At 45.5% G+C, this 15943-nt stretch carries 31 protein-coding genes; 29 read left to right on the top strand and 2 right to left on the bottom strand.

What is annotated here, in order from left to right:
• Nucleotides 1–197 precede the first annotated feature (197 nt).
• From rpmE to rplQ, 29 genes are all read left to right on the top strand, one after another.
• Nucleotides 198–419: a 50S ribosomal protein L31 gene (rpmE, locus tag R7044_RS07375; protein ID WP_005379546.1), complete on the top strand. Its 222-nt coding sequence runs from the start codon at nucleotides 198–200 to the stop codon at nucleotides 417–419.
• Between the two features lie 455 nt (nucleotides 420–874).
• Nucleotides 875–1186: a 30S ribosomal protein S10 gene (gene rpsJ / locus R7044_RS07380; RefSeq protein ID WP_004410492.1), complete on the top strand. Its 312-nt coding sequence runs from the start codon at nucleotides 875–877 to the stop codon at nucleotides 1184–1186.
• 14 nt (nucleotides 1187–1200) lie between these two features.
• Entirely contained in the window at nucleotides 1201–1830 is a 630-nt protein-coding gene (gene rplC / locus R7044_RS07385; RefSeq protein WP_005379555.1) for a 50S ribosomal protein L3, read from the top strand.
• 17 nt (nucleotides 1831–1847) lie between these two features.
• The gene (rplD, locus tag R7044_RS07390) at nucleotides 1848–2450 is read left to right on the top strand and encodes a 50S ribosomal protein L4 (protein ID WP_005379556.1); all 603 of its coding nucleotides are present in this window, start codon (nucleotides 1848–1850) and stop codon (nucleotides 2448–2450) included.
• Complete coding sequence (rplW, locus tag R7044_RS07395) at nucleotides 2447–2749, top strand: 50S ribosomal protein L23 (RefSeq protein WP_004398471.1); 303 nt, start codon at nucleotides 2447–2449, stop codon at nucleotides 2747–2749. The genes rplD and rplW overlap by 4 nt, the downstream gene beginning before the upstream one ends.
• 15 nt (nucleotides 2750–2764) lie before the next feature.
• A complete protein-coding gene (rplB, locus tag R7044_RS07400) occupies nucleotides 2765–3589 on the top strand; it encodes a 50S ribosomal protein L2 (RefSeq protein ID WP_005383168.1) in 825 nt (274 codons plus the stop codon).
• A 21-nt stretch (nucleotides 3590–3610) separates the two neighbouring features.
• On the top strand, nucleotides 3611–3889 hold the full coding sequence (rpsS, locus tag R7044_RS07405; protein WP_004394525.1) for a 30S ribosomal protein S19: 279 nt from the start codon (nucleotides 3611–3613) through the stop codon (nucleotides 3887–3889).
• A gap of 10 nt (nucleotides 3890–3899) precedes the next feature.
• On the top strand, nucleotides 3900–4232 hold the full coding sequence (gene rplV, locus R7044_RS07410; RefSeq protein ID WP_005383164.1) for a 50S ribosomal protein L22: 333 nt from the start codon (nucleotides 3900–3902) through the stop codon (nucleotides 4230–4232).
• Nucleotides 4233–4250: 18 nt separating this feature from the next.
• Nucleotides 4251–4949, top strand: a complete 699-nt coding sequence (gene rpsC, locus R7044_RS07415; protein WP_005383161.1) for a 30S ribosomal protein S3 — start codon at nucleotides 4251–4253, stop codon at nucleotides 4947–4949.
• An 11-nt stretch (nucleotides 4950–4960) separates the two neighbouring features.
• Nucleotides 4961–5371 carry a 50S ribosomal protein L16 gene (gene rplP / locus R7044_RS07420; protein WP_005379577.1) on the top strand — a complete coding sequence of 137 codons (411 nt, stop codon included), beginning with the start codon at nucleotides 4961–4963 and terminating at the stop codon, nucleotides 5369–5371.
• Nucleotides 5371–5562, top strand: a complete 192-nt coding sequence (gene rpmC, locus R7044_RS07425; protein WP_005379576.1) for a 50S ribosomal protein L29 — start codon at nucleotides 5371–5373, stop codon at nucleotides 5560–5562. Before rplP ends, rpmC begins: the two co-directional genes overlap by 1 nt.
• Nucleotides 5562–5816 (top strand): 30S ribosomal protein S17, encoded by a 255-nt coding sequence (gene rpsQ, locus R7044_RS07430; protein ID WP_005379575.1) that lies wholly within the window; start codon nucleotides 5562–5564, stop codon nucleotides 5814–5816. Before rpmC ends, rpsQ begins: the two co-directional genes overlap by 1 nt.
• Nucleotides 5817–5978: 162 nt before the next feature.
• Nucleotides 5979–6350 carry a 50S ribosomal protein L14 gene (gene rplN, locus R7044_RS07435; RefSeq protein WP_004410450.1) on the top strand — a complete coding sequence of 124 codons (372 nt, stop codon included), beginning with the start codon at nucleotides 5979–5981 and terminating at the stop codon, nucleotides 6348–6350.
• 13 nt (nucleotides 6351–6363) lie between these two features.
• A complete protein-coding gene (gene rplX, locus R7044_RS07440; RefSeq protein WP_005379574.1) occupies nucleotides 6364–6681 on the top strand; it encodes a 50S ribosomal protein L24 in 318 nt (105 codons plus the stop codon).
• 23 nt (nucleotides 6682–6704) lie between these two features.
• On the top strand, nucleotides 6705–7244 hold the full coding sequence (rplE, locus tag R7044_RS07445) for a 50S ribosomal protein L5 (RefSeq protein ID WP_005379573.1): 540 nt from the start codon (nucleotides 6705–6707) through the stop codon (nucleotides 7242–7244).
• Nucleotides 7245–7261: 17 nt separating this feature from the next.
• A complete protein-coding gene (rpsN, locus tag R7044_RS07450; protein ID WP_004410442.1) occupies nucleotides 7262–7567 on the top strand; it encodes a 30S ribosomal protein S14 in 306 nt (101 codons plus the stop codon).
• A 29-nt stretch (nucleotides 7568–7596) separates the two neighbouring features.
• Nucleotides 7597–7989, top strand: a complete 393-nt coding sequence (gene rpsH, locus R7044_RS07455; RefSeq protein WP_005379572.1) for a 30S ribosomal protein S8 — start codon at nucleotides 7597–7599, stop codon at nucleotides 7987–7989.
• A gap of 13 nt (nucleotides 7990–8002) precedes the next feature.
• Nucleotides 8003–8536 (top strand): 50S ribosomal protein L6, encoded by a 534-nt coding sequence (gene rplF / locus R7044_RS07460; protein ID WP_005379570.1) that lies wholly within the window; start codon nucleotides 8003–8005, stop codon nucleotides 8534–8536.
• A 9-nt stretch (nucleotides 8537–8545) separates the two neighbouring features.
• Entirely contained in the window at nucleotides 8546–8899 is a 354-nt protein-coding gene (gene rplR / locus R7044_RS07465; RefSeq protein ID WP_005379568.1) for a 50S ribosomal protein L18, read from the top strand.
• A gap of 14 nt (nucleotides 8900–8913) precedes the next feature.
• The gene (gene rpsE / locus R7044_RS07470) at nucleotides 8914–9417 is read left to right on the top strand and encodes a 30S ribosomal protein S5 (protein WP_004745894.1); all 504 of its coding nucleotides are present in this window, start codon (nucleotides 8914–8916) and stop codon (nucleotides 9415–9417) included.
• Nucleotides 9418–9424: 7 nt separating this feature from the next.
• Nucleotides 9425–9601, top strand: a complete 177-nt coding sequence (rpmD, locus tag R7044_RS07475; protein ID WP_005379565.1) for a 50S ribosomal protein L30 — start codon at nucleotides 9425–9427, stop codon at nucleotides 9599–9601.
• A gap of 5 nt (nucleotides 9602–9606) precedes the next feature.
• Nucleotides 9607–10041 carry a 50S ribosomal protein L15 gene (gene rplO, locus R7044_RS07480; RefSeq protein ID WP_005383155.1) on the top strand — a complete coding sequence of 145 codons (435 nt, stop codon included), beginning with the start codon at nucleotides 9607–9609 and terminating at the stop codon, nucleotides 10039–10041.
• 20 nt (nucleotides 10042–10061) lie between these two features.
• Nucleotides 10062–11396 carry a preprotein translocase subunit SecY gene (gene secY, locus R7044_RS07485; protein WP_005379562.1) on the top strand — a complete coding sequence of 445 codons (1335 nt, stop codon included), beginning with the start codon at nucleotides 10062–10064 and terminating at the stop codon, nucleotides 11394–11396.
• Nucleotides 11397–11434: 38 nt separating this feature from the next.
• Nucleotides 11435–11548, top strand: a complete 114-nt coding sequence (gene rpmJ, locus R7044_RS07490; RefSeq protein ID WP_000868186.1) for a 50S ribosomal protein L36 — start codon at nucleotides 11435–11437, stop codon at nucleotides 11546–11548.
• Between the two features lie 149 nt (nucleotides 11549–11697).
• Nucleotides 11698–12054 (top strand): 30S ribosomal protein S13, encoded by a 357-nt coding sequence (rpsM, locus tag R7044_RS07495; RefSeq protein WP_005383154.1) that lies wholly within the window; start codon nucleotides 11698–11700, stop codon nucleotides 12052–12054.
• Between the two features lie 18 nt (nucleotides 12055–12072).
• The gene (gene rpsK / locus R7044_RS07500; RefSeq protein ID WP_001118870.1) at nucleotides 12073–12462 is read left to right on the top strand and encodes a 30S ribosomal protein S11; all 390 of its coding nucleotides are present in this window, start codon (nucleotides 12073–12075) and stop codon (nucleotides 12460–12462) included.
• A gap of 27 nt (nucleotides 12463–12489) precedes the next feature.
• On the top strand, nucleotides 12490–13110 hold the full coding sequence (gene rpsD / locus R7044_RS07505; RefSeq protein ID WP_005383146.1) for a 30S ribosomal protein S4: 621 nt from the start codon (nucleotides 12490–12492) through the stop codon (nucleotides 13108–13110).
• A 24-nt stretch (nucleotides 13111–13134) separates the two neighbouring features.
• Entirely contained in the window at nucleotides 13135–14127 is a 993-nt protein-coding gene (locus R7044_RS07510; RefSeq protein ID WP_005383143.1) for a DNA-directed RNA polymerase subunit alpha, read from the top strand.
• Nucleotides 14128–14153: 26 nt separating this feature from the next.
• On the top strand, nucleotides 14154–14534 hold the full coding sequence (rplQ, locus tag R7044_RS07515) for a 50S ribosomal protein L17 (protein ID WP_005383141.1): 381 nt from the start codon (nucleotides 14154–14156) through the stop codon (nucleotides 14532–14534).
• Between the two features lie 135 nt (nucleotides 14535–14669).
• On the opposite strand, the gene R7044_RS07520 is transcribed toward rplQ, so the two are convergent.
• The gene (locus tag R7044_RS07520) at nucleotides 14670–15149 is read right to left on the bottom strand and encodes a DUF2780 domain-containing protein (protein ID WP_017820297.1); all 480 of its coding nucleotides are present in this window, start codon (nucleotides 15147–15149) and stop codon (nucleotides 14670–14672) included.
• A 153-nt stretch (nucleotides 15150–15302) separates the two neighbouring features.
• A complete protein-coding gene (locus tag R7044_RS07525; protein ID WP_005383137.1) occupies nucleotides 15303–15923 on the bottom strand; it encodes an FKBP-type peptidyl-prolyl cis-trans isomerase in 621 nt (206 codons plus the stop codon).
• Nucleotides 15924–15943: the final 20 nt, after the last annotated feature.

The following is a 15943-nucleotide window of genomic DNA, read 5'->3' on the forward strand; positions in this document are numbered from 1 at the left end:
TCTATGATTAGTCTGGCTAAAAAAGTGGCGAAAAAGTTGCCAAATGTGTTGATCCGAGCAATGTGATTCTTTACTATATCGCGCCTTGAGATATGGCTTCGGCAATTAGTTGATGCGGTATCCCATTTTATTATTAATTGCGTGTGGTGTGCGGCTTAGATTCGTATAGCGACACGGCCTACTATTGAGGTTATCCCATGAAAGCTGGTATCCACCCAGAATACAAAGCAGTAAAAGCGACTTGTTCTTGCGGCAACTCTTTTGAGTTCAACTCTACTCTAGGTAAAGAGTCTATCCACCTAGACGTATGTGACAAGTGTCACCCATTCTACACTGGTAAGCAACGTATCGTTGATACAGGCGGCCGTGTTGATCGCTTCAACAAGCGTTTCGGTGCACTATCGAGCGGTAAGAAATAATAGCAGCCGCTATTACGATTACAGTTTAGAAAAGGACGCTTCGGCGTCCTTTTTGTTTAATGGCTACCAAGCGAAGAGGGATGTATGGGGTTTGGAATATTCCCGATTATTTTTCACTCAGCGCTTGCAACCTAAAGTGTGATCTGTATAATGCAGCGCACTGGTTAAGCCAGTTGTGAACCAATGAGCAGTGAGGAGCGAGCAAATCTAAGGATTTGCGAGGTAATGTATACTCAGCTTATGTTCGCGGTTAATACAATTAGCTATCTTTTCTTCGGAAAAACTATCCTCAAAGGTGACTTTGGCATATAGGGATAGTTAATCGAAAATTAACTGACAATGCGTCCTAATCTTGGATGCTACGGTTTCACATAAATCAATCGGCATTCTCTCGTCTTGACGAGTTTGAGTGGCGATATTGTTTGTGTAATTTATTAAATTTGGAGCTCTGTCTCATGCAGAACCAACGTATCCGTATCCGCCTAAAAGCTTTCGATTACAAACTAATCGATGCTTCTACAGCGGAAATCGTTGAAACAGCTAAGCGCACTGGCGCACAGGTTCGTGGTCCAATCCCACTGCCAACTCGTAAAGAGCGTTTCACAGTTCTTATCTCTCCACACGTTAACAAGAAAGCACGTGACCAGTACGAAATCCGTACTCACAAGCGTCTAATCGACATCGTTGAGCCAACAGACAAGACTGTTGATGCTCTAATGCGTCTAGACCTTGCTGCGGGCGTTGACGTTCAAATTAGCCTAGGTTAAGGGAGATTAGAAGTATGATTGGTCTAATCGGTCGTAAAGTGGGCATGACCCGCGTATTTACTGAAGAAGGCGTTTCTATCCCAGTAACAGTTGTTGAGGTTGAAGCTAACCGTGTTTCTCAAGTGAAAACTCTTGAAACTGACGGCTACGCAGCAATCCAGGTTACAGCTGGTTCTAAGAAAGCTAACCGTGTAAACAAAGCTGAAGCAGGTCACTTTGCTAAAGCTGGCGTTGAAGCTGGTCGCGGTCTTTGGGAATTCCGTTTAGAAAACGGCGAAGAGTTCGAAGTTGGTTCAGAACTAACTGTTGAACTATTCAACGAAACTAAGAAAGTAGACGTTACTGGTACATCTAAGGGTAAAGGTTTCCAAGGCGCTGTTAAGCGTTGGAACTTCCGTACTCAAGATATGACTCACGGTAACTCATTGTCTCACCGTGCTCCTGGTTCTATCGGTCAATGTCAGACTCCAGGTCGCGTATTTAAAGGCAAGAAAATGGCAGGTCACATGGGTGCTGAGCGTGTAACGACTCAAAACCTAGAGATCGTACGTGTTGACGCTGAGCGCAACCTGCTTCTTATTAAAGGTGCAGTCCCAGGCGCAACTGGCGGCAACGTGATCGTTAAACCAGCTGTTAAAGCATAACGTCTCAGGAGTAAGTAATGGAACTAATGGTTAAAGGTGCCGATGCACTAACTGTTTCCGAAACTACTTTCGGACGTGAGTTTAACGAAGCTCTTGTACACCAAGTAGTTGTTGCGTACGCAGCAGGTGCTCGTCAAGGTACTCGTGCTCAAAAAACACGTTCAGAAGTTTCTGGCGGTGGCGCTAAGCCATGGCGTCAAAAAGGTACTGGCCGTGCGCGTGCTGGTACAATCCGTAGCCCAATCTGGCGTACAGGTGGTGTTACTTTTGCTGCGAAACCACAAGATCACAGCCAAAAAGTAAACAAAAAAATGTACCGTGGTGCTATGAAGAGCATTCTTTCTGAGCTTGTTCGTCAAGAGCGTCTAATCGTTGTTGATAACTTCTCAGTTGAAGCACCAAAGACTAAAGAGCTAGTTGCTAAGCTTAAAGAGCTTGAGCTAACTGACGCTCTAATCGTGACTAGCGAAGTAGATGAGAATCTATTCCTAGCTGCTCGTAACCTATACAAAGTTGACGCACGTGATGTTGCTGGTATCGATCCAGTATCTCTAATCGCGTTTGACAAAGTTGTAATGACTGCAGAAGCAGTTAAGCAAGTAGAGGAAATGCTAGCATGATCACTGAAGAGCGTATCCTAAAAGTTCTACGTGCACCGCACATCTCTGAAAAAGCAACTATGGCAGCTGAGAAAGCGAACACTATCGTTTTCAAAGTAGCTAAAGATGCGACTAAAAAAGAGATCAAAGCAGCTGTAGAAAAGCTATTTGAAGTTGAAGTTAAGTCTGTAAATACTCTTATCACTAAGGGTAAGACCAAACGTCAAGGTCTACGCCAAGGTCGCCGCAGCGACGTTAAGAAAGCGTACGTTACTTTGAAAGAAGGTCAAGATCTTGACTTCGTTGGCGGCGCGGAATAACAGGAGTAGTTAAAAATGGCTATTGTTAAATGTAAGCCGACTTCCCCTGGTCGTCGTCACGTTGTTAAAGTTGTTAACGCTGACCTACACAAGGGCAAGCCATACGCACCTCTTCTAGAGAAAAACTCTAAGAACGGTGGTCGTAACAACAAGGGTCGTATCACAGTACGTCACATCGGCGGTGGTCACAAGCATCACTACCGTGTAGTTGACTTCAAACGTACTAAAGATGGTATTCCAGCGACAGTTGAGCGTCTTGAATACGATCCAAACCGTAGCGCAAACATTGCTCTAGTTCTTTACAAAGACGGTGAGCGTCGCTACATCCTAGCACCTAAAGGTGTTGTAGCTGGTGATGTTATTCAGTCTGGTGTTGATGCACCAATCAAAGCTGGTAACACTCTACCAATGCGTAATATCCCAGTAGGTTCAACAGTACATAACGTTGAACTTAAGCCTGGTAAAGGTGGTCAGCTAGCTCGTTCGGCTGGTGCTTACGCTCAAATCGTTGCTCGCGACGGTGCGTACGTAACTATCCGTCTACGTTCTGGCGAGATGCGCAAAGTTCTTTCTGAAGGCCGTGCAACAATCGGTGAAGTTGGTAACTCTGAGCACATGCTACGTGAACTTGGTAAAGCAGGTGCATCACGTCATCGCGGTATCCGTCCAACGGTTCGTGGTGTTGTAATGAACCCGATTGACCACCCACATGGTGGTGGTGAAGGCCGTACTTCTGGTGGTCGTCACCCAGTATCTCCTTGGGGTATGCCTACTAAAGGCTTCAAGACTCGTAAGAACAAACGCACTGACAAGTACATCGTACGTCGTCGTAACAAGTAATCTATATAAAGAGGAATCGCCATGCCACGTTCTCTCAAGAAAGGTCCTTTTATTGACCTACACTTGCTGAAGAAGGTAGAGAAAGCGGTGGAAAGCGGAGACAAAAAGCCTATTAAGACTTGGTCCCGTCGTTCAATGATCATCCCTACGATGATCGGTTTGACCATCGCTGTCCATAATGGTCGTCAGCACGTACCAGTATTTGTAACTGATGAAATGATCGGTCACAAACTGGGTGAATTCGCACCAACACGTACTTACCGCGGTCACGCTGCGGATAAGAAAGCTAAGAAGCGCTAAGGAGTAGATAATGGAAGCAATTGCTAAACATAACTTTGCTCGCATTTCGCCTCAGAAAGCTCGCTTAGTTGCGGATCTAATCCGTGGTAAATCTGTTGACCAAGCTCTAGAAATCCTAACGTTCAGCAACAAAAAAGCTGCTGCACTAGTTAAGAAAGTTCTAGAGTCTGCTATCGCTAACGCGGAGCACAACGAAGGTGCAGATATTGACGATCTGAATGTCGCAAAAATCTTTGTAGATGAAGGCCCAACCATGAAGCGTATTATGCCTCGTGCTAAAGGTCGTGCGGATCGTATCTTGAAGCGTTCAAGCCACATCACTGTTGTTGTAGCAGATCGCTAGAGACTAGGAGAGTAAGCAATGGGTCAAAAAGTACATCCAAATGGTATTCGTCTAGGCATCGTTAAGCCTTGGAATGCTACATGGTTTGCTAACACCAAAGATTTCGCTGACAACCTAGACGGCGACTTCAAGGTACGTCAGTTCCTTACAAGTGAACTGAAAAAAGCGTCTCTATCACGTATCGTTATCGAGCGTCCTGCTAAGAGCATCCGTGTGACTATTCACACTGCTCGTCCAGGCGTTGTTATCGGTAAGAAAGGTGAAGACGTTGAGAAGCTACGCGCAGCTGTAGCTAAAATTGCAGGTGTACCAGCGCAAATTAACATCGCTGAAGTACGTAAGCCTGAACTAGATGCGCAACTTGTTGGTGACAGCATCGCGTCTCAGCTAGAGCGTCGTGTTATGTTCCGTCGTGCTATGAAGCGCGCAGTACAAAACGCAATGCGCCTAGGCGCTAAAGGTATCAAAGTGGAAGTAAGCGGTCGTCTAGGCGGCGCTGAAATCGCACGTTCAGAGTGGTACCGTGAAGGCCGTGTGCCTCTACACACTCTACGTGCTGACATTGATTACGCAACTTCTTCGGCTCACACTCAATACGGTGTGATCGGCATTAAAACTTGGATCTTCAAAGGTGAAATCCTAGGTGGTATGCCAGCAGCTAACGCTGTAGAGCCTAAAGGCGACAAGCCTAAGAAGCAGCGTAAAGGCCGTAAGTAAGGAGTCGACAGATGCTACAACCTAAACGTACTAAGTTCCGTAAGGTTCAGACTGGTCGTAACCGTGGTCTAGCTAAAGGTACTGATGTAAGCTTCGGCGAATTCGGTCTTAAAGCTGTTGGCCGTGGTCGTCTAACTGCTCGTCAAATCGAAGCGGCACGTCGTGCAATGACACGTCACGTTAAGCGTCAAGGTAAAATCTGGATCCGTGTGTTCCCAGACAAACCAATCACAGAAAAACCACTTGAAGTTCGTCAAGGTAAGGGTAAAGGTAACGTTGAGTACTGGGTAGCCCAAATCCAACCTGGTAAGGTTATGTACGAAATGGGTGGTGTACCTGAAGAATTGGCACGTGAAGCGTTCCGTCTTGCGGCACGTAAACTGCCTTTCAAAACTACATTTGTAACTAAGCAGGTGATGTGATGAAAGCACAAGATCTACGCGAGAAAAGCGTTGAAGAGCTTAACGCTGAGCTAATGAATTTGCTACGCGAACAGTTCAACTTGCGCATGCAAGCTGCGACTGGTCAACTACAGCAAACTCATACTCTGAAAGCTGTACGCCGTGATATCGCACGTGTGAAAACTGTTTTGACTGAGAAGGCAGGCGCATAATGAGCGAAGTAAAACGTACTCAACAAGGTCGTGTTGTTAGCGACAAGATGGACAAGTCTATCACTGTTGCTATCGAACGTTTCGTAAAACACCCAATCTACGGTAAATACGTAAAACGTACGACTAAAGTACACGCACATGACGAGAACAACGAGTGTGGCCTAGGCGACACAGTTGAAATCGCAGAGTGTCGTCCACTGTCTAAGACTAAGTCTTGGACTTTGGTAAAAGTTCTAGAAAAGGCGAAGATTTAATCTCGTTAATTCTATGAAACTAAAGCGGCTCCAAAATATTTTTGGAGCCGTTTATTTTTTGACTACCCAATCACAAAAAAGGGTGGTACAATTCGCGTCCCTTTTAAAGAGGCAGCCCGACCCGTGATGGGTCTAGTTATTAATATTTAGCGGAGCACTAACATGATCCAAATGCAAAGTATGCTGGACGCAGCTGATAACTCAGGCGCACGCAGCGTAATGTGTATTAAGGTTCTGGGTGGCTCTCACCGCCGTTATGCACATATCGGTGACGTCATCAAAGTTACTGTGAAGGAAGCAATCCCTCGCGGTAAAGTTAAAAAAGGTGATGTTCTGAAGGCGGTGGTAGTGCGCACCCGTAAAGGCGTACGTCGTCCTGACGGTTCTGTCATTCGCTTCGACCGAAATGCTTGCGTATTGCTAAACGACAATACTGAGCAACCAATCGGTACACGTATCTTTGGTCCTGTGACACGCGAACTTCGTGGCGATAAGTTCATGAAGATCGTTTCACTGGCTCCAGAAGTTCTGTAAGGAGCACGTAGAAATGGCAGCTAAAATCCGTCGTAATGACGAAGTAATCGTTCTTGCTGGTAAAGACAAAGGCAAGAAAGGTAAAGTAACTAAGGTTCTAGCAACTGGTAAAGTTATCGTTGAAGGTATCAACCTAGTTAAGAAACATCAGAAACCTGTTCCAGCTATGGGTATCCAAGGCGGTATCGTAGAGCAAGAAGCAGCTATCGACGTTTCTAACGTGGCTATCTTTAACGCAGCTACTGGTAAAGCTGACCGTATCGGTTTCCGTTTTGAAGACGGCAAAAAAGTTCGTTTCTTCAAGTCTAACGGCGAAACCGTTTCTAACTAATAGAAGTAATTTGGAGTTCTACTATGGCGAAACTGCATGATTACTACAAGTCGTCTGTAGTCGCTGAACTGACCAAACAGTTCGGTTACACAAGCGTCATGCAAGTCCCTAGAATCGAGAAAATCACCCTAAACATGGGTGTTGGTGAAGCAATCAACGATAAGAAACTGCTAGAAAATGCAGCGTCTGATATGGCAACGATCTCTGGTCAAAAGCCACTTATCACAAAAGCGCGCAAATCTGTTGCAGGTTTCAAAATCCGTGAAGGCTACCCTATCGGTTGTAAAGTAACCTTGCGTGGCGAACGTATGTGGGATTTTCTTGAGCGTTTAATTAACATCGCTCTTCCACGTGTACGTGACTTCCGTGGTGTTAGCGCTAAGTCTTTTGACGGTCGCGGTAACTACAGCATGGGCGTTCGCGAGCAAATCATCTTCCCGGAAATCGACTTTGATAAAGTTGATCGAGTACGCGGTCTAGACATCACTATTACGACGTCTGCTGGTACTGATGAGGAAGGCCGTGCTCTGCTGGCTGCCTTTAACTTCCCATTCCGTAAGTAAGGTGAAGGGTTACTGTTATGGCTAAAAATTCAATGAAAGCACGTGAAGCAAAACGTGCGAAGCTAGTAGCTAAGTTCGCTGAAAAGCGTGCAGCGCTAAAAGCTATCATCAGCGATGTAAACGCATCTGAAGAAGATCGTTGGAACGCGGTTCTTACACTGCAATCTCTTCCACGTGATTCAAGTGCATCACGTCAGCGCAACCGTTGCAACCAAACTGGTCGTCCACACGGTTACCTACGTAAGTTCGGTCTAAGCCGTATTAAGGTTCGTGAAGCTTGCATGAAAGGCGAGATTCCGGGTCTTCGTAAGGCTAGCTGGTAATTGCCACTTAATCATTTGGAGTAAATCATATGAGCATGCAAGATCCGATTTCGGATATGCTGACCCGCGTTCGTAACGGTCAGGCAGCAAACAAAGTTGCTGTAAAAATGCCTTCTTCAAAGCTTAAAGTTGCAATTGCTGCACTACTAAAAGCTGAAGGTTACATCGTTGACTTCGCTGTTGAAGGCGAAGCAAAACCTGAGCTAGAAGTTACACTTAAGTACTTCCAAGCTAAACCAGTAATCGAGCAACTTAAACGTGTTTCTCGTCCAGGTCTACGTGTTTACAAGAAGAAAGATGAACTTCCTTCTGTAATGGGTGGTCTTGGTATTGCTATCGTTTCTACTTCCAAGGGTCTTATGTCAGACCGCGCTGCACGTAAAGCAGGTCTTGGTGGTGAAATCATCGCTTACGTAGCTTAATAAGGAGTAGACTATGTCTCGTGTTGCAAAAGCACCTGTCGCTATTCCAGCTGGCGTAGAGGTGAAACTAAACGGCCAAGAAATCACTGTAAAAGGTGCGAAAGGCGAACTAACTCGCGTTCTTAACAACGCAGTTGTAATCGCTCAGGAAGAAAATAACCTGACTTTCGGTCCTAAAGAAGGTGTTGCTAACGCATGGGCTCAAGCAGGTACTGCTCGCGCTCTAGTTAACAACATGGTTGTTGGTGTTACTGAAGGCTTTACTAAGAAGCTAACTCTTAAAGGTGTAGGTTACCGTGCTGCTATCAAAGGCAACGCTGTAGGTCTAACACTAGGCTTCTCACACCCAGTTGAGCACGAGTTGCCAGCGGGTATTAAAGCTGAATGTCCAAGCCAAACTGAAATCGTGATCACTGGTGCTGACAAGCAACTAGTTGGTCAAGTTGCGGCTGACATTCGTTCTTACCGTGAGCCTGAGCCATACAAAGGCAAAGGTGTTCGTTACGCAGATGAAAATGTGCGTACTAAAGAAGCTAAGAAGAAGTAAGGTAACACTATGGATAAGAAAGCATCTCGCATCCGTCGTGCTACACGTGCACGTCGTAAGATTGCAGAACTGGGTGCGACTCGCCTAGTTGTACACCGTACTCCTCGTCACGTGTACGCACAGGTTATCGCGGCTAACGGCTCTGAGGTTATCGCAGCAGCTTCTACTGTAGAAAAAGCGATCCGTGAGCAAGTGAAATACACTGGTAACGTTGATGCAGCTAAAGCAGTGGGTAAAGCTATTGCTGAGCGCGCTCTAGAGAAGGGCGTAACTGCAGTTGCATTTGATCGTTCTGGTTTCCAATACCACGGTCGAGTAGCGGCGCTAGCAGAATCTGCTCGCGAAGCTGGTCTGAAATTCTAAGGTAGGGTTGGAAGATGGCTAAAGAACAACAAGTTCAAGCGAATGATTTGCAAGAAAAGCTAATCGCAGTTAACCGTGTTTCTAAAACGGTTAAAGGTGGTCGAATCATGAGCTTCACTGCACTAACAGTAGTTGGTGACGGTAACGGTCGTGTAGGTTTCGGTTACGGCAAAGCTCGTGAAGTACCTGCAGCGATTCAAAAAGCAATGGAAAAAGCGCGTCGTAACATGACTACGATCGCTCTAAACGAAGGCACTCTTCACCACCCAGTGAAAGGTCGCCATTCGGGCTCTAAAGTTTACATGCAGCCTGCTGCAGAAGGTACTGGTGTTATCGCAGGTGGTGCGATGCGTGCAGTACTAGAAGTTGCTGGTGTACACAACGTACTATCTAAAGCGTACGGTTCTACGAACCCTATTAACATCGTTCGTGCAACGATCGATGCACTAGGTAGCATGAAGTCACCAGAAATGGTTGCTGCTAAACGTGGTCTAACTGTTGAATCTATTTCGGAGTAAGAACACCATGGCAACTATTAAAGTAACTCAAACTAAAAGCTCAATTGGTCGTCTGCCAAAGCACAAAGCTACTTTGCGCGGTCTAGGTCTTCGTAAAATCAACCACACAGTAGAACTTGAAGATACTCCGTGTATTCGCGGTATGATCAACAAGGTTTACTACATGGTTAAAGTTGAGGAGTAATCAGAATGCGTTTGAATACTCTAGCACCGGCTGCTGGCGCGAAAACTTCTGCGAAGCGAGTAGGTCGTGGTATCGGTTCAGGCCTAGGTAAAACTGGTGGCCGTGGTCACAAAGGTCAAAAATCACGTTCTGGCGGCAGTGTTCGTCCAGGTTTCGAAGGCGGTCAGATGCCTCTGAAACAACGTCTACCAAAATTCGGTTTCACTTCTCGTAAGAGCCTAGTGTCTGCTGAAGTTCGTCTAGCTGAGCTAGCGAAAGTTTCTGGTGACGTAGTTGATCTAAACAGTCTTAAAGCTGCTAACATCATCACTAAGAACATCGAATTTGTAAAAGTTGTTCTTTCTGGTGAAATCAACAAAGCAGTGACTGTTAAAGGTCTACGTGTGACTAAAGGCGCTAAAGCTGCAATCGAAGCTGCAGGCGGTAAAATCGAGGAATAATCTCGAGGAACGAGGTACAGATGGCTAAGAAACCAGGACAAGATTTTCGTAGTGCTCAGAGCGGCTTAAGTGAACTAAAGTCGCGCTTGTTATTCGTAATTGGTGCACTTTTAGTATTCCGAGCCGGCTCTTTTGTGCCGATTCCTGGTATTGACGCTGCTGTACTTGCCGATTTGTTCGAACAGCAAAAAGGTACCATCGTTGAAATGTTTAACATGTTCTCCGGTGGTGCTCTTGAGCGTGCATCTATATTAGCATTGGGCATCATGCCGTATATTTCGGCATCTATTGTTGTCCAATTGCTAACTGTAGTTCATCCAGCGTTAGCTGAACTCAAAAAAGAGGGTGAAGCAGGCCGTCGTAAGATAAGCCAATATACACGCTACGGCACGCTTGTACTTGCAACCTTCCAAGCTATAGGTATTGCAACTGGCCTACCAAACATGGTCGACAATCTGGTTGTTATCAACCAAACCATGTTTACGCTAATTGCTACCGTAAGTTTAGTAACCGGTACCATGTTCTTGATGTGGTTAGGTGAACAAATTACAGAGCGCGGAATTGGTAACGGTATTTCGATACTGATTTTTGCAGGTATTGTTGCTGGATTGCCTTCTGCAATCGGTCAAACAATCGAGCAAGCGCGTCAAGGTGAATTGCATGTACTTCTTCTGTTGCTAATCGCGGTATTAGCTTTTGCAGTAATTTACTTCGTTGTTTTCATGGAACGTGGTCAACGCCGAATCGTCGTTAACTATGCGAAACGTCAACAAGGTCGTAAAGTATTTGCTGCGCAAAGCTCGCACTTGCCTCTTAAAATTAACATGGCAGGTGTAATTCCAGCGATTTTTGCATCAAGTATTATATTGTTCCCAGGAACATTGGCTCAGTGGTTTGGTCAAAACGGTGAGAGCAGCGCGTTCGGTTGGTTAACTGACGTGTCTTTGGCTCTTAGCCCAGGTCAACCGTTGTATGTAATGCTTTATGCAGCAGCAATTATCTTCTTCTGTTTCTTCTACACGGCGTTGGTTTTCAACCCGCGTGAAACAGCAGATAACTTGAAGAAGTCTGGTGCATTCGTACCCGGTATCCGCCCAGGTGAGCAGACAGCGAAATACATTGATAAAGTAATGACACGTTTAACCCTTGCTGGTGCACTGTACATTACCTTTATCTGTCTGATTCCCGAGTTCATGATGGTCGCGTGGAACGTACGTTTCTACTTCGGCGGTACATCGCTACTAATCGTAGTTGTTGTAATTATGGACTTTATGGCACAGGTACAGACTCATCTGATGTCTCAACAGTATGATTCTGTGTTGAAGAAAGCGAATCTGAAAGGCTACGGCCGTTAATCCGGCGGTAGACTCAGTTTCATTTACGGAGTTTAGCAATGAAAGTTCGTGCTTCCGTTAAAAAAATCTGCCGTAACTGTAAAGTAATCAAGCGTAACGGTGTCGTTCGCGTGATTTGCAGTGAGCCAAAGCACAAACAGCGCCAAGGCTAATTAGCAGAAATTTTTACTTGAAAATGAAGGTTGGGTCGAGTATATTCCTCGGCCTACCTTTTGCGTGCAAAAGAAGTAGTATTCCGCAGCGTATCCATAACGGGCTTTGCTGCGGCTAATTCTTTTATAGAAACACTTAGGAGTGAATAATGGCCCGTATAGCAGGCATTAACATTCCTGATCAGAAACATGCAGTAATCGCTCTAACAGCGATCTACGGCATCGGTAAAACTCGCTCTCAAGCTATCCTAGCTGAAGTGGGTATTGCTGAAAATGTTAAGATCAGTGAACTAACTGAAGAGCAGATCGATCAACTGCGTGATGGTGTAGCTAAGTACACTGTAGAAGGTGATCTACGTCGTGAAGTATCTATGAACATCAAGCGTCTTATGGACCTTGGCTGTTACCGTGGTCTTCGTCATCGTCGCAGTCTACCACTACGTGGACAGCGTACTAAAACCAACGCTCGCACCCGTAAGGGTCCGCGTAAGCCGATCAAGAAATAATCGGGAAGGTAGAGTACAATGGCTAAACAACCAACTCGCGCTCGTAAGCGCGTACGCAAGCAAGTTGCAGATGGCGTTGCGCACATCCATGCTTCTTTCAATAACACAATCGTAACCATTACTGACCGTCAAGGTAACGCTCTTGCATGGGCTACTGCAGGTGGTTCTGGTTTCCGTGGTTCTCGTAAGTCTACTCCGTTCGCTGCACAGGTTGCTGCTGAGCGTTGTGCTGAAATGGCTAAAGAATACGGCCTAAAGAACTTGGAAGTTATGGTTAAGGGTCCTGGTCCAGGTCGCGAATCTACTGTTCGTGCACTAAACGCCGCTGGTTTCCGCATCACAAACATCGTTGATGCTACACCAATCCCTCATAACGGTTGTCGTCCACCTAAGAAACGTCGCGTATAACGTTTCTAGGACAATTGGAGAAGAATCATGGCAAGATATTTGGGTCCTAAGCTGAAGCTTAGCCGTCGTGAAGGCACTGACTTATTCCTTAAGTCTGGTGTTCGCGCGATCGATACCAAGTGTAAAATTGATAACGCACCAGGTGTACACGGCGCTCGTCGCGGTCGTCTATCTGAGTATGGCGTTCAGCTTCGTGAGAAGCAAAAAGTACGTCGTATGTACGGCGTTCTAGAAAAACAATTCCGTAACTACTACAAAGAAGCTGCTCGCCTAAAAGGCAACACTGGTGAAAACCTACTTCAGCTTCTTGAAGGTCGTCTTGATAACGTAGTTTACCGCATGGGCTTTGGCGCAACTCGCGCAGAAGCACGTCAGCTAGTTAGCCACAAAGCTATCCTAGTAAACGGTAAAGTTGTAAACGTTCCTTCTTTCAAAGTAGCGGCTAATGACGTTGTTTCTATTCGCGAGAAAGCTAAACAGCAAGCTCGTATCAAAGCAGCTCTAGAAGTTGCTGAACAACGTGAAAAACCAACTTGGATTGAAGTAGATGGTGGCAAGATGGAAGGTACATTCAAGCGTATGCCTGAACGTTCTGATCTATCAGCTGACATCAACGAACAATTGATCGTCGAGCTTTACTCTAAGTAAGGTTTAAACTAAAGAGAGGACACAATGCAGGGTTCTGTAACAGAATTTCTTAAGCCACGTCTAGTTGACATCGAACAAATCAGCTCGACTCACGCAAAAGTAACTCTTGAGCCATTAGAGCGTGGCTTTGGTCATACTCTGGGTAATGCACTTCGCCGCATCCTTCTATCTTCTATGCCAGGTTGTGCTGTAACAGAAGTAGAAATTGAAGGCGTACTTCATGAGTACAGCACGAAAGAAGGCGTTCAAGAAGATATTCTTGAAATTCTTCTAAACCTTAAAGGTTTGGCTGTGCGCGTTGCCGAAGGCAAAGATGAAGTGTTCATTACTTTGAACAAATCAGGCTCGGGCCCTGTGGTTGCAGGTGACATCACCCATGATGGTGATGTAGAGATCGCTAACCCTGAACACGTAATTTGTCACCTGACGGATGACAACGCTGAGATCGCAATGCGTATCAAAGTTGAACGTGGTCGTGGTTATGTTCCAGCTTCTGCGCGTATCCATAACGAAGAAGACGAGCGTCCTATCGGTCGCCTACTAGTAGATGCTACTTACAGCCCAGTAGACAAAATTGCCTACGCTGTAGAAGCAGCTCGTGTAGAACAGCGTACTGATCTAGACAAGCTTGTTATCGATATGGAAACAAACGGTACTCTAGAACCTGAGGAAGCAATCCGTCGTGCAGCTACAATCCTAGCTGAACAATTGGATGCATTCGTAGATCTTCGTGATGTACGAGTTCCTGAGGAGAAGGAAGAGAAGCCAGAATTCGATCCGATCCTACTGCGTCCTGTAGACGATCTTGAACTAACAGTTCGCTCTGCTAACTGTTTGAAAGCAGAAGCGATTCACTACATCGGTGATCTAGTACAACGTACTGAGGTTGAGCTACTTAAAACGCCTAACCTTGGTAAAAAATCTCTTACTGAGATTAAAGACGTACTTGCGTCACGTGGTCTGTCTCTGGGCATGCGCCTAGAAAACTGGCCACCTGCATCAATCGCTGAAGATTAATCGATACTAGTTAGAAGGATTAGGTCATGCGCCATCGTAAGAGTGGTCGTCAACTCAACCGCAACAGCTCACATCGCAAAGCGATGTTCAGCAACATGGCTAGCTCTCTAGTACGTCATGAAGTTATCAAGACTACTTTGCCAAAAGCAAAAGAGCTACGTCGCGTAGTTGAGCCTTTGATTACACTAGCTAAGACTGACAGTGTTGCTAACCGTCGTCTAGCATTTGCACGTACTCGTGACAACGAAGTAGTTGCAAAACTATTTAACGAACTAGGTCCACGTTTTGCTGCTCGTCAGGGCGGTTACACTCGTATCCTAAAAGCTGGCTTCCGTGCTGGTGATAAAGCTCCAATGGCTTACATTGAGCTTGTAGATCGCCCAGCTGCTGAAGAAGCTGCTGAGTAATCAGTTCGTAAGAACGAGAAAGCCGAGCATTAGCTCGGCTTTTTTGTATCTGTAATTCAGTAAACCTTTATATCCAGCCTGCATTTATTTCAACCCATGCAGACTGGCAATTTAAAAAGTGACTATCACTTGCGCTTATTTACTAGTATTCCACAACCCGCCCAACGAACTTAGAAGCCCTTCGCTAGCGCCTTGCTTGTTCAAGTAATCCAAGATTACTGGAGCAAACTGACTGATCATAGATGGGTCTAAACCTAACGTATCGAATGCACTTTTTACTGCACTGATATTCTCAATATTTCCTAGTAAGCTTTGTGCTCCTTGCAAGTTTGAAAGTCCAGGAATCAAAGACTGTAACTCACTACTATTTTCTTGCGAAAGCTGGCTTTGAGCCAAAGCGAGTAGTGCACCACTGCCTCCGGCTGCTTGCTCAGTGGATACTGGTAATTGGCTAGTTAGCATGTCTGTTAATGGAGACGACTCGGTGTTCAAGCTGCTGCCGACCATGTCCATCAGGCCACTTTCTTTACTTTTTTGAGTGACTGAATCTAAGAATGCGTGCGCACTACCAATGTTGATTGATAGGAGTGCTAGAGTTAGGAGTGTTTTACGCATAGTACCTCCAAAGGTTGAGCGTTTTTTAAAAGTGATTTTATTTTTAAAGGCTATCAGAGTGAAAGGTTCAGAGGTGAGAAAGTCTATTCAGTTTAGACAAAAAAACGGCGCTAGTGCGCCGTTTTATTTAATCATAATTGAAAATGGTTTCAATTAGATAATATCTAATAGTTCTACTTCGAAAACTAAAGCTGCAAATGGAGGGATAGCCGCACCAGCGCCACGCTCACCGTACGCAAGATCTTGTGGTACGTATAGCTTCCACTTAGAGCCAACAGGCATTAGTTGTAGTGCCTCTACCCAACCTTTGATTACACCTGTAACAGGGAATTCAGCAGGTTGACCGCGAGATACAGAGCTATCGAATACAGTACCGTCAGTTAGCTCACCGTGGTAGTGAACGCGAACTGAGCTTTCTGCTGTAGGAACTGCACCAGTACCTTCAGAAATGATTTCGTACTGAAGACCAGAGTCTAGAACGTTAACTTCAGGTCGTAGAGCGTTGTCTTTTAGGAACGCTTCGCCTTCTGCTGCCGCAATTTTTGCTGCTTCTTGGCGAGCTGTTTCTGCACGAGTGTGAAGTTCTTGTAGTGCTTTGTTGATTTCATCAATTTCGATTGATGGCATGTCACCAGTTAGTGCTGTTGCAATACCTGCTGCGATAGCATCAACGCTAAGACCTTCAAGACCAGAGCCTGCAAGTTGCTGACCCATTTGCAGACCAATGCCGTAGCTTGCTTTTTGTTCTGCAGTTTCAAATTTAATTTCAGACATGAATGTCGCTCTTATTAGGA

The sequence above is a fragment of the Vibrio sp. 1402 genome (assembly GCF_033340275.1).

Excerpts from the sequence above, each read along its gene's own strand:
- rpmE (WP_005379546.1), top strand. The coding sequence starts at position 198 with ATGAAAGCTGGTATCCACCCAGAATACAAAGCAGTAAAAGCGACTTGT.
- rpsJ (WP_004410492.1), top strand. The coding sequence starts at position 875 with ATGCAGAACCAACGTATCCGTATCCGCCTAAAAGCTTTCGATTACAAA.
- rplC (WP_005379555.1), top strand. The coding sequence starts at position 1,201 with ATGATTGGTCTAATCGGTCGTAAAGTGGGCATGACCCGCGTATTTACT.
- rplD (WP_005379556.1), top strand. The coding sequence starts at position 1,848 with ATGGAACTAATGGTTAAAGGTGCCGATGCACTAACTGTTTCCGAAACT.
- rplW (WP_004398471.1), top strand. The coding sequence starts at position 2,447 with ATGATCACTGAAGAGCGTATCCTAAAAGTTCTACGTGCACCGCACATC.
- rplB (WP_005383168.1), top strand. The coding sequence starts at position 2,765 with ATGGCTATTGTTAAATGTAAGCCGACTTCCCCTGGTCGTCGTCACGTT.
- rpsS (WP_004394525.1), top strand. The coding sequence starts at position 3,611 with ATGCCACGTTCTCTCAAGAAAGGTCCTTTTATTGACCTACACTTGCTG.
- rplV (WP_005383164.1), top strand. The coding sequence starts at position 3,900 with ATGGAAGCAATTGCTAAACATAACTTTGCTCGCATTTCGCCTCAGAAA.
- rpsC (WP_005383161.1), top strand. The coding sequence starts at position 4,251 with ATGGGTCAAAAAGTACATCCAAATGGTATTCGTCTAGGCATCGTTAAG.
- rplP (WP_005379577.1), top strand. The coding sequence starts at position 4,961 with ATGCTACAACCTAAACGTACTAAGTTCCGTAAGGTTCAGACTGGTCGT.
- rpmC (WP_005379576.1), top strand. The coding sequence starts at position 5,371 with ATGAAAGCACAAGATCTACGCGAGAAAAGCGTTGAAGAGCTTAACGCT.
- rpsQ (WP_005379575.1), top strand. The coding sequence starts at position 5,562 with ATGAGCGAAGTAAAACGTACTCAACAAGGTCGTGTTGTTAGCGACAAG.
- rplN (WP_004410450.1), top strand. The coding sequence starts at position 5,979 with ATGATCCAAATGCAAAGTATGCTGGACGCAGCTGATAACTCAGGCGCA.
- rplX (WP_005379574.1), top strand. The coding sequence starts at position 6,364 with ATGGCAGCTAAAATCCGTCGTAATGACGAAGTAATCGTTCTTGCTGGT.
- rplE (WP_005379573.1), top strand. The coding sequence starts at position 6,705 with ATGGCGAAACTGCATGATTACTACAAGTCGTCTGTAGTCGCTGAACTG.
- rpsN (WP_004410442.1), top strand. The coding sequence starts at position 7,262 with ATGGCTAAAAATTCAATGAAAGCACGTGAAGCAAAACGTGCGAAGCTA.
- rpsH (WP_005379572.1), top strand. The coding sequence starts at position 7,597 with ATGAGCATGCAAGATCCGATTTCGGATATGCTGACCCGCGTTCGTAAC.
- rplF (WP_005379570.1), top strand. The coding sequence starts at position 8,003 with ATGTCTCGTGTTGCAAAAGCACCTGTCGCTATTCCAGCTGGCGTAGAG.
- rplR (WP_005379568.1), top strand. The coding sequence starts at position 8,546 with ATGGATAAGAAAGCATCTCGCATCCGTCGTGCTACACGTGCACGTCGT.
- rpsE (WP_004745894.1), top strand. The coding sequence starts at position 8,914 with ATGGCTAAAGAACAACAAGTTCAAGCGAATGATTTGCAAGAAAAGCTA.
- rpmD (WP_005379565.1), top strand. The coding sequence starts at position 9,425 with ATGGCAACTATTAAAGTAACTCAAACTAAAAGCTCAATTGGTCGTCTG.
- rplO (WP_005383155.1), top strand. The coding sequence starts at position 9,607 with ATGCGTTTGAATACTCTAGCACCGGCTGCTGGCGCGAAAACTTCTGCG.
- secY (WP_005379562.1), top strand. The coding sequence starts at position 10,062 with ATGGCTAAGAAACCAGGACAAGATTTTCGTAGTGCTCAGAGCGGCTTA.
- rpmJ (WP_000868186.1), top strand. The coding sequence starts at position 11,435 with ATGAAAGTTCGTGCTTCCGTTAAAAAAATCTGCCGTAACTGTAAAGTA.
- rpsM (WP_005383154.1), top strand. The coding sequence starts at position 11,698 with ATGGCCCGTATAGCAGGCATTAACATTCCTGATCAGAAACATGCAGTA.
- rpsK (WP_001118870.1), top strand. The coding sequence starts at position 12,073 with ATGGCTAAACAACCAACTCGCGCTCGTAAGCGCGTACGCAAGCAAGTT.
- rpsD (WP_005383146.1), top strand. The coding sequence starts at position 12,490 with ATGGCAAGATATTTGGGTCCTAAGCTGAAGCTTAGCCGTCGTGAAGGC.
- R7044_RS07510 (WP_005383143.1), top strand. The coding sequence starts at position 13,135 with ATGCAGGGTTCTGTAACAGAATTTCTTAAGCCACGTCTAGTTGACATC.
- rplQ (WP_005383141.1), top strand. The coding sequence starts at position 14,154 with ATGCGCCATCGTAAGAGTGGTCGTCAACTCAACCGCAACAGCTCACAT.
- R7044_RS07520 (WP_017820297.1), bottom strand. The coding sequence starts at position 15,149 with ATGCGTAAAACACTCCTAACTCTAGCACTCCTATCAATCAACATTGGT.
- R7044_RS07525 (WP_005383137.1), bottom strand. The coding sequence starts at position 15,923 with ATGTCTGAAATTAAATTTGAAACTGCAGAACAAAAAGCAAGCTACGGC.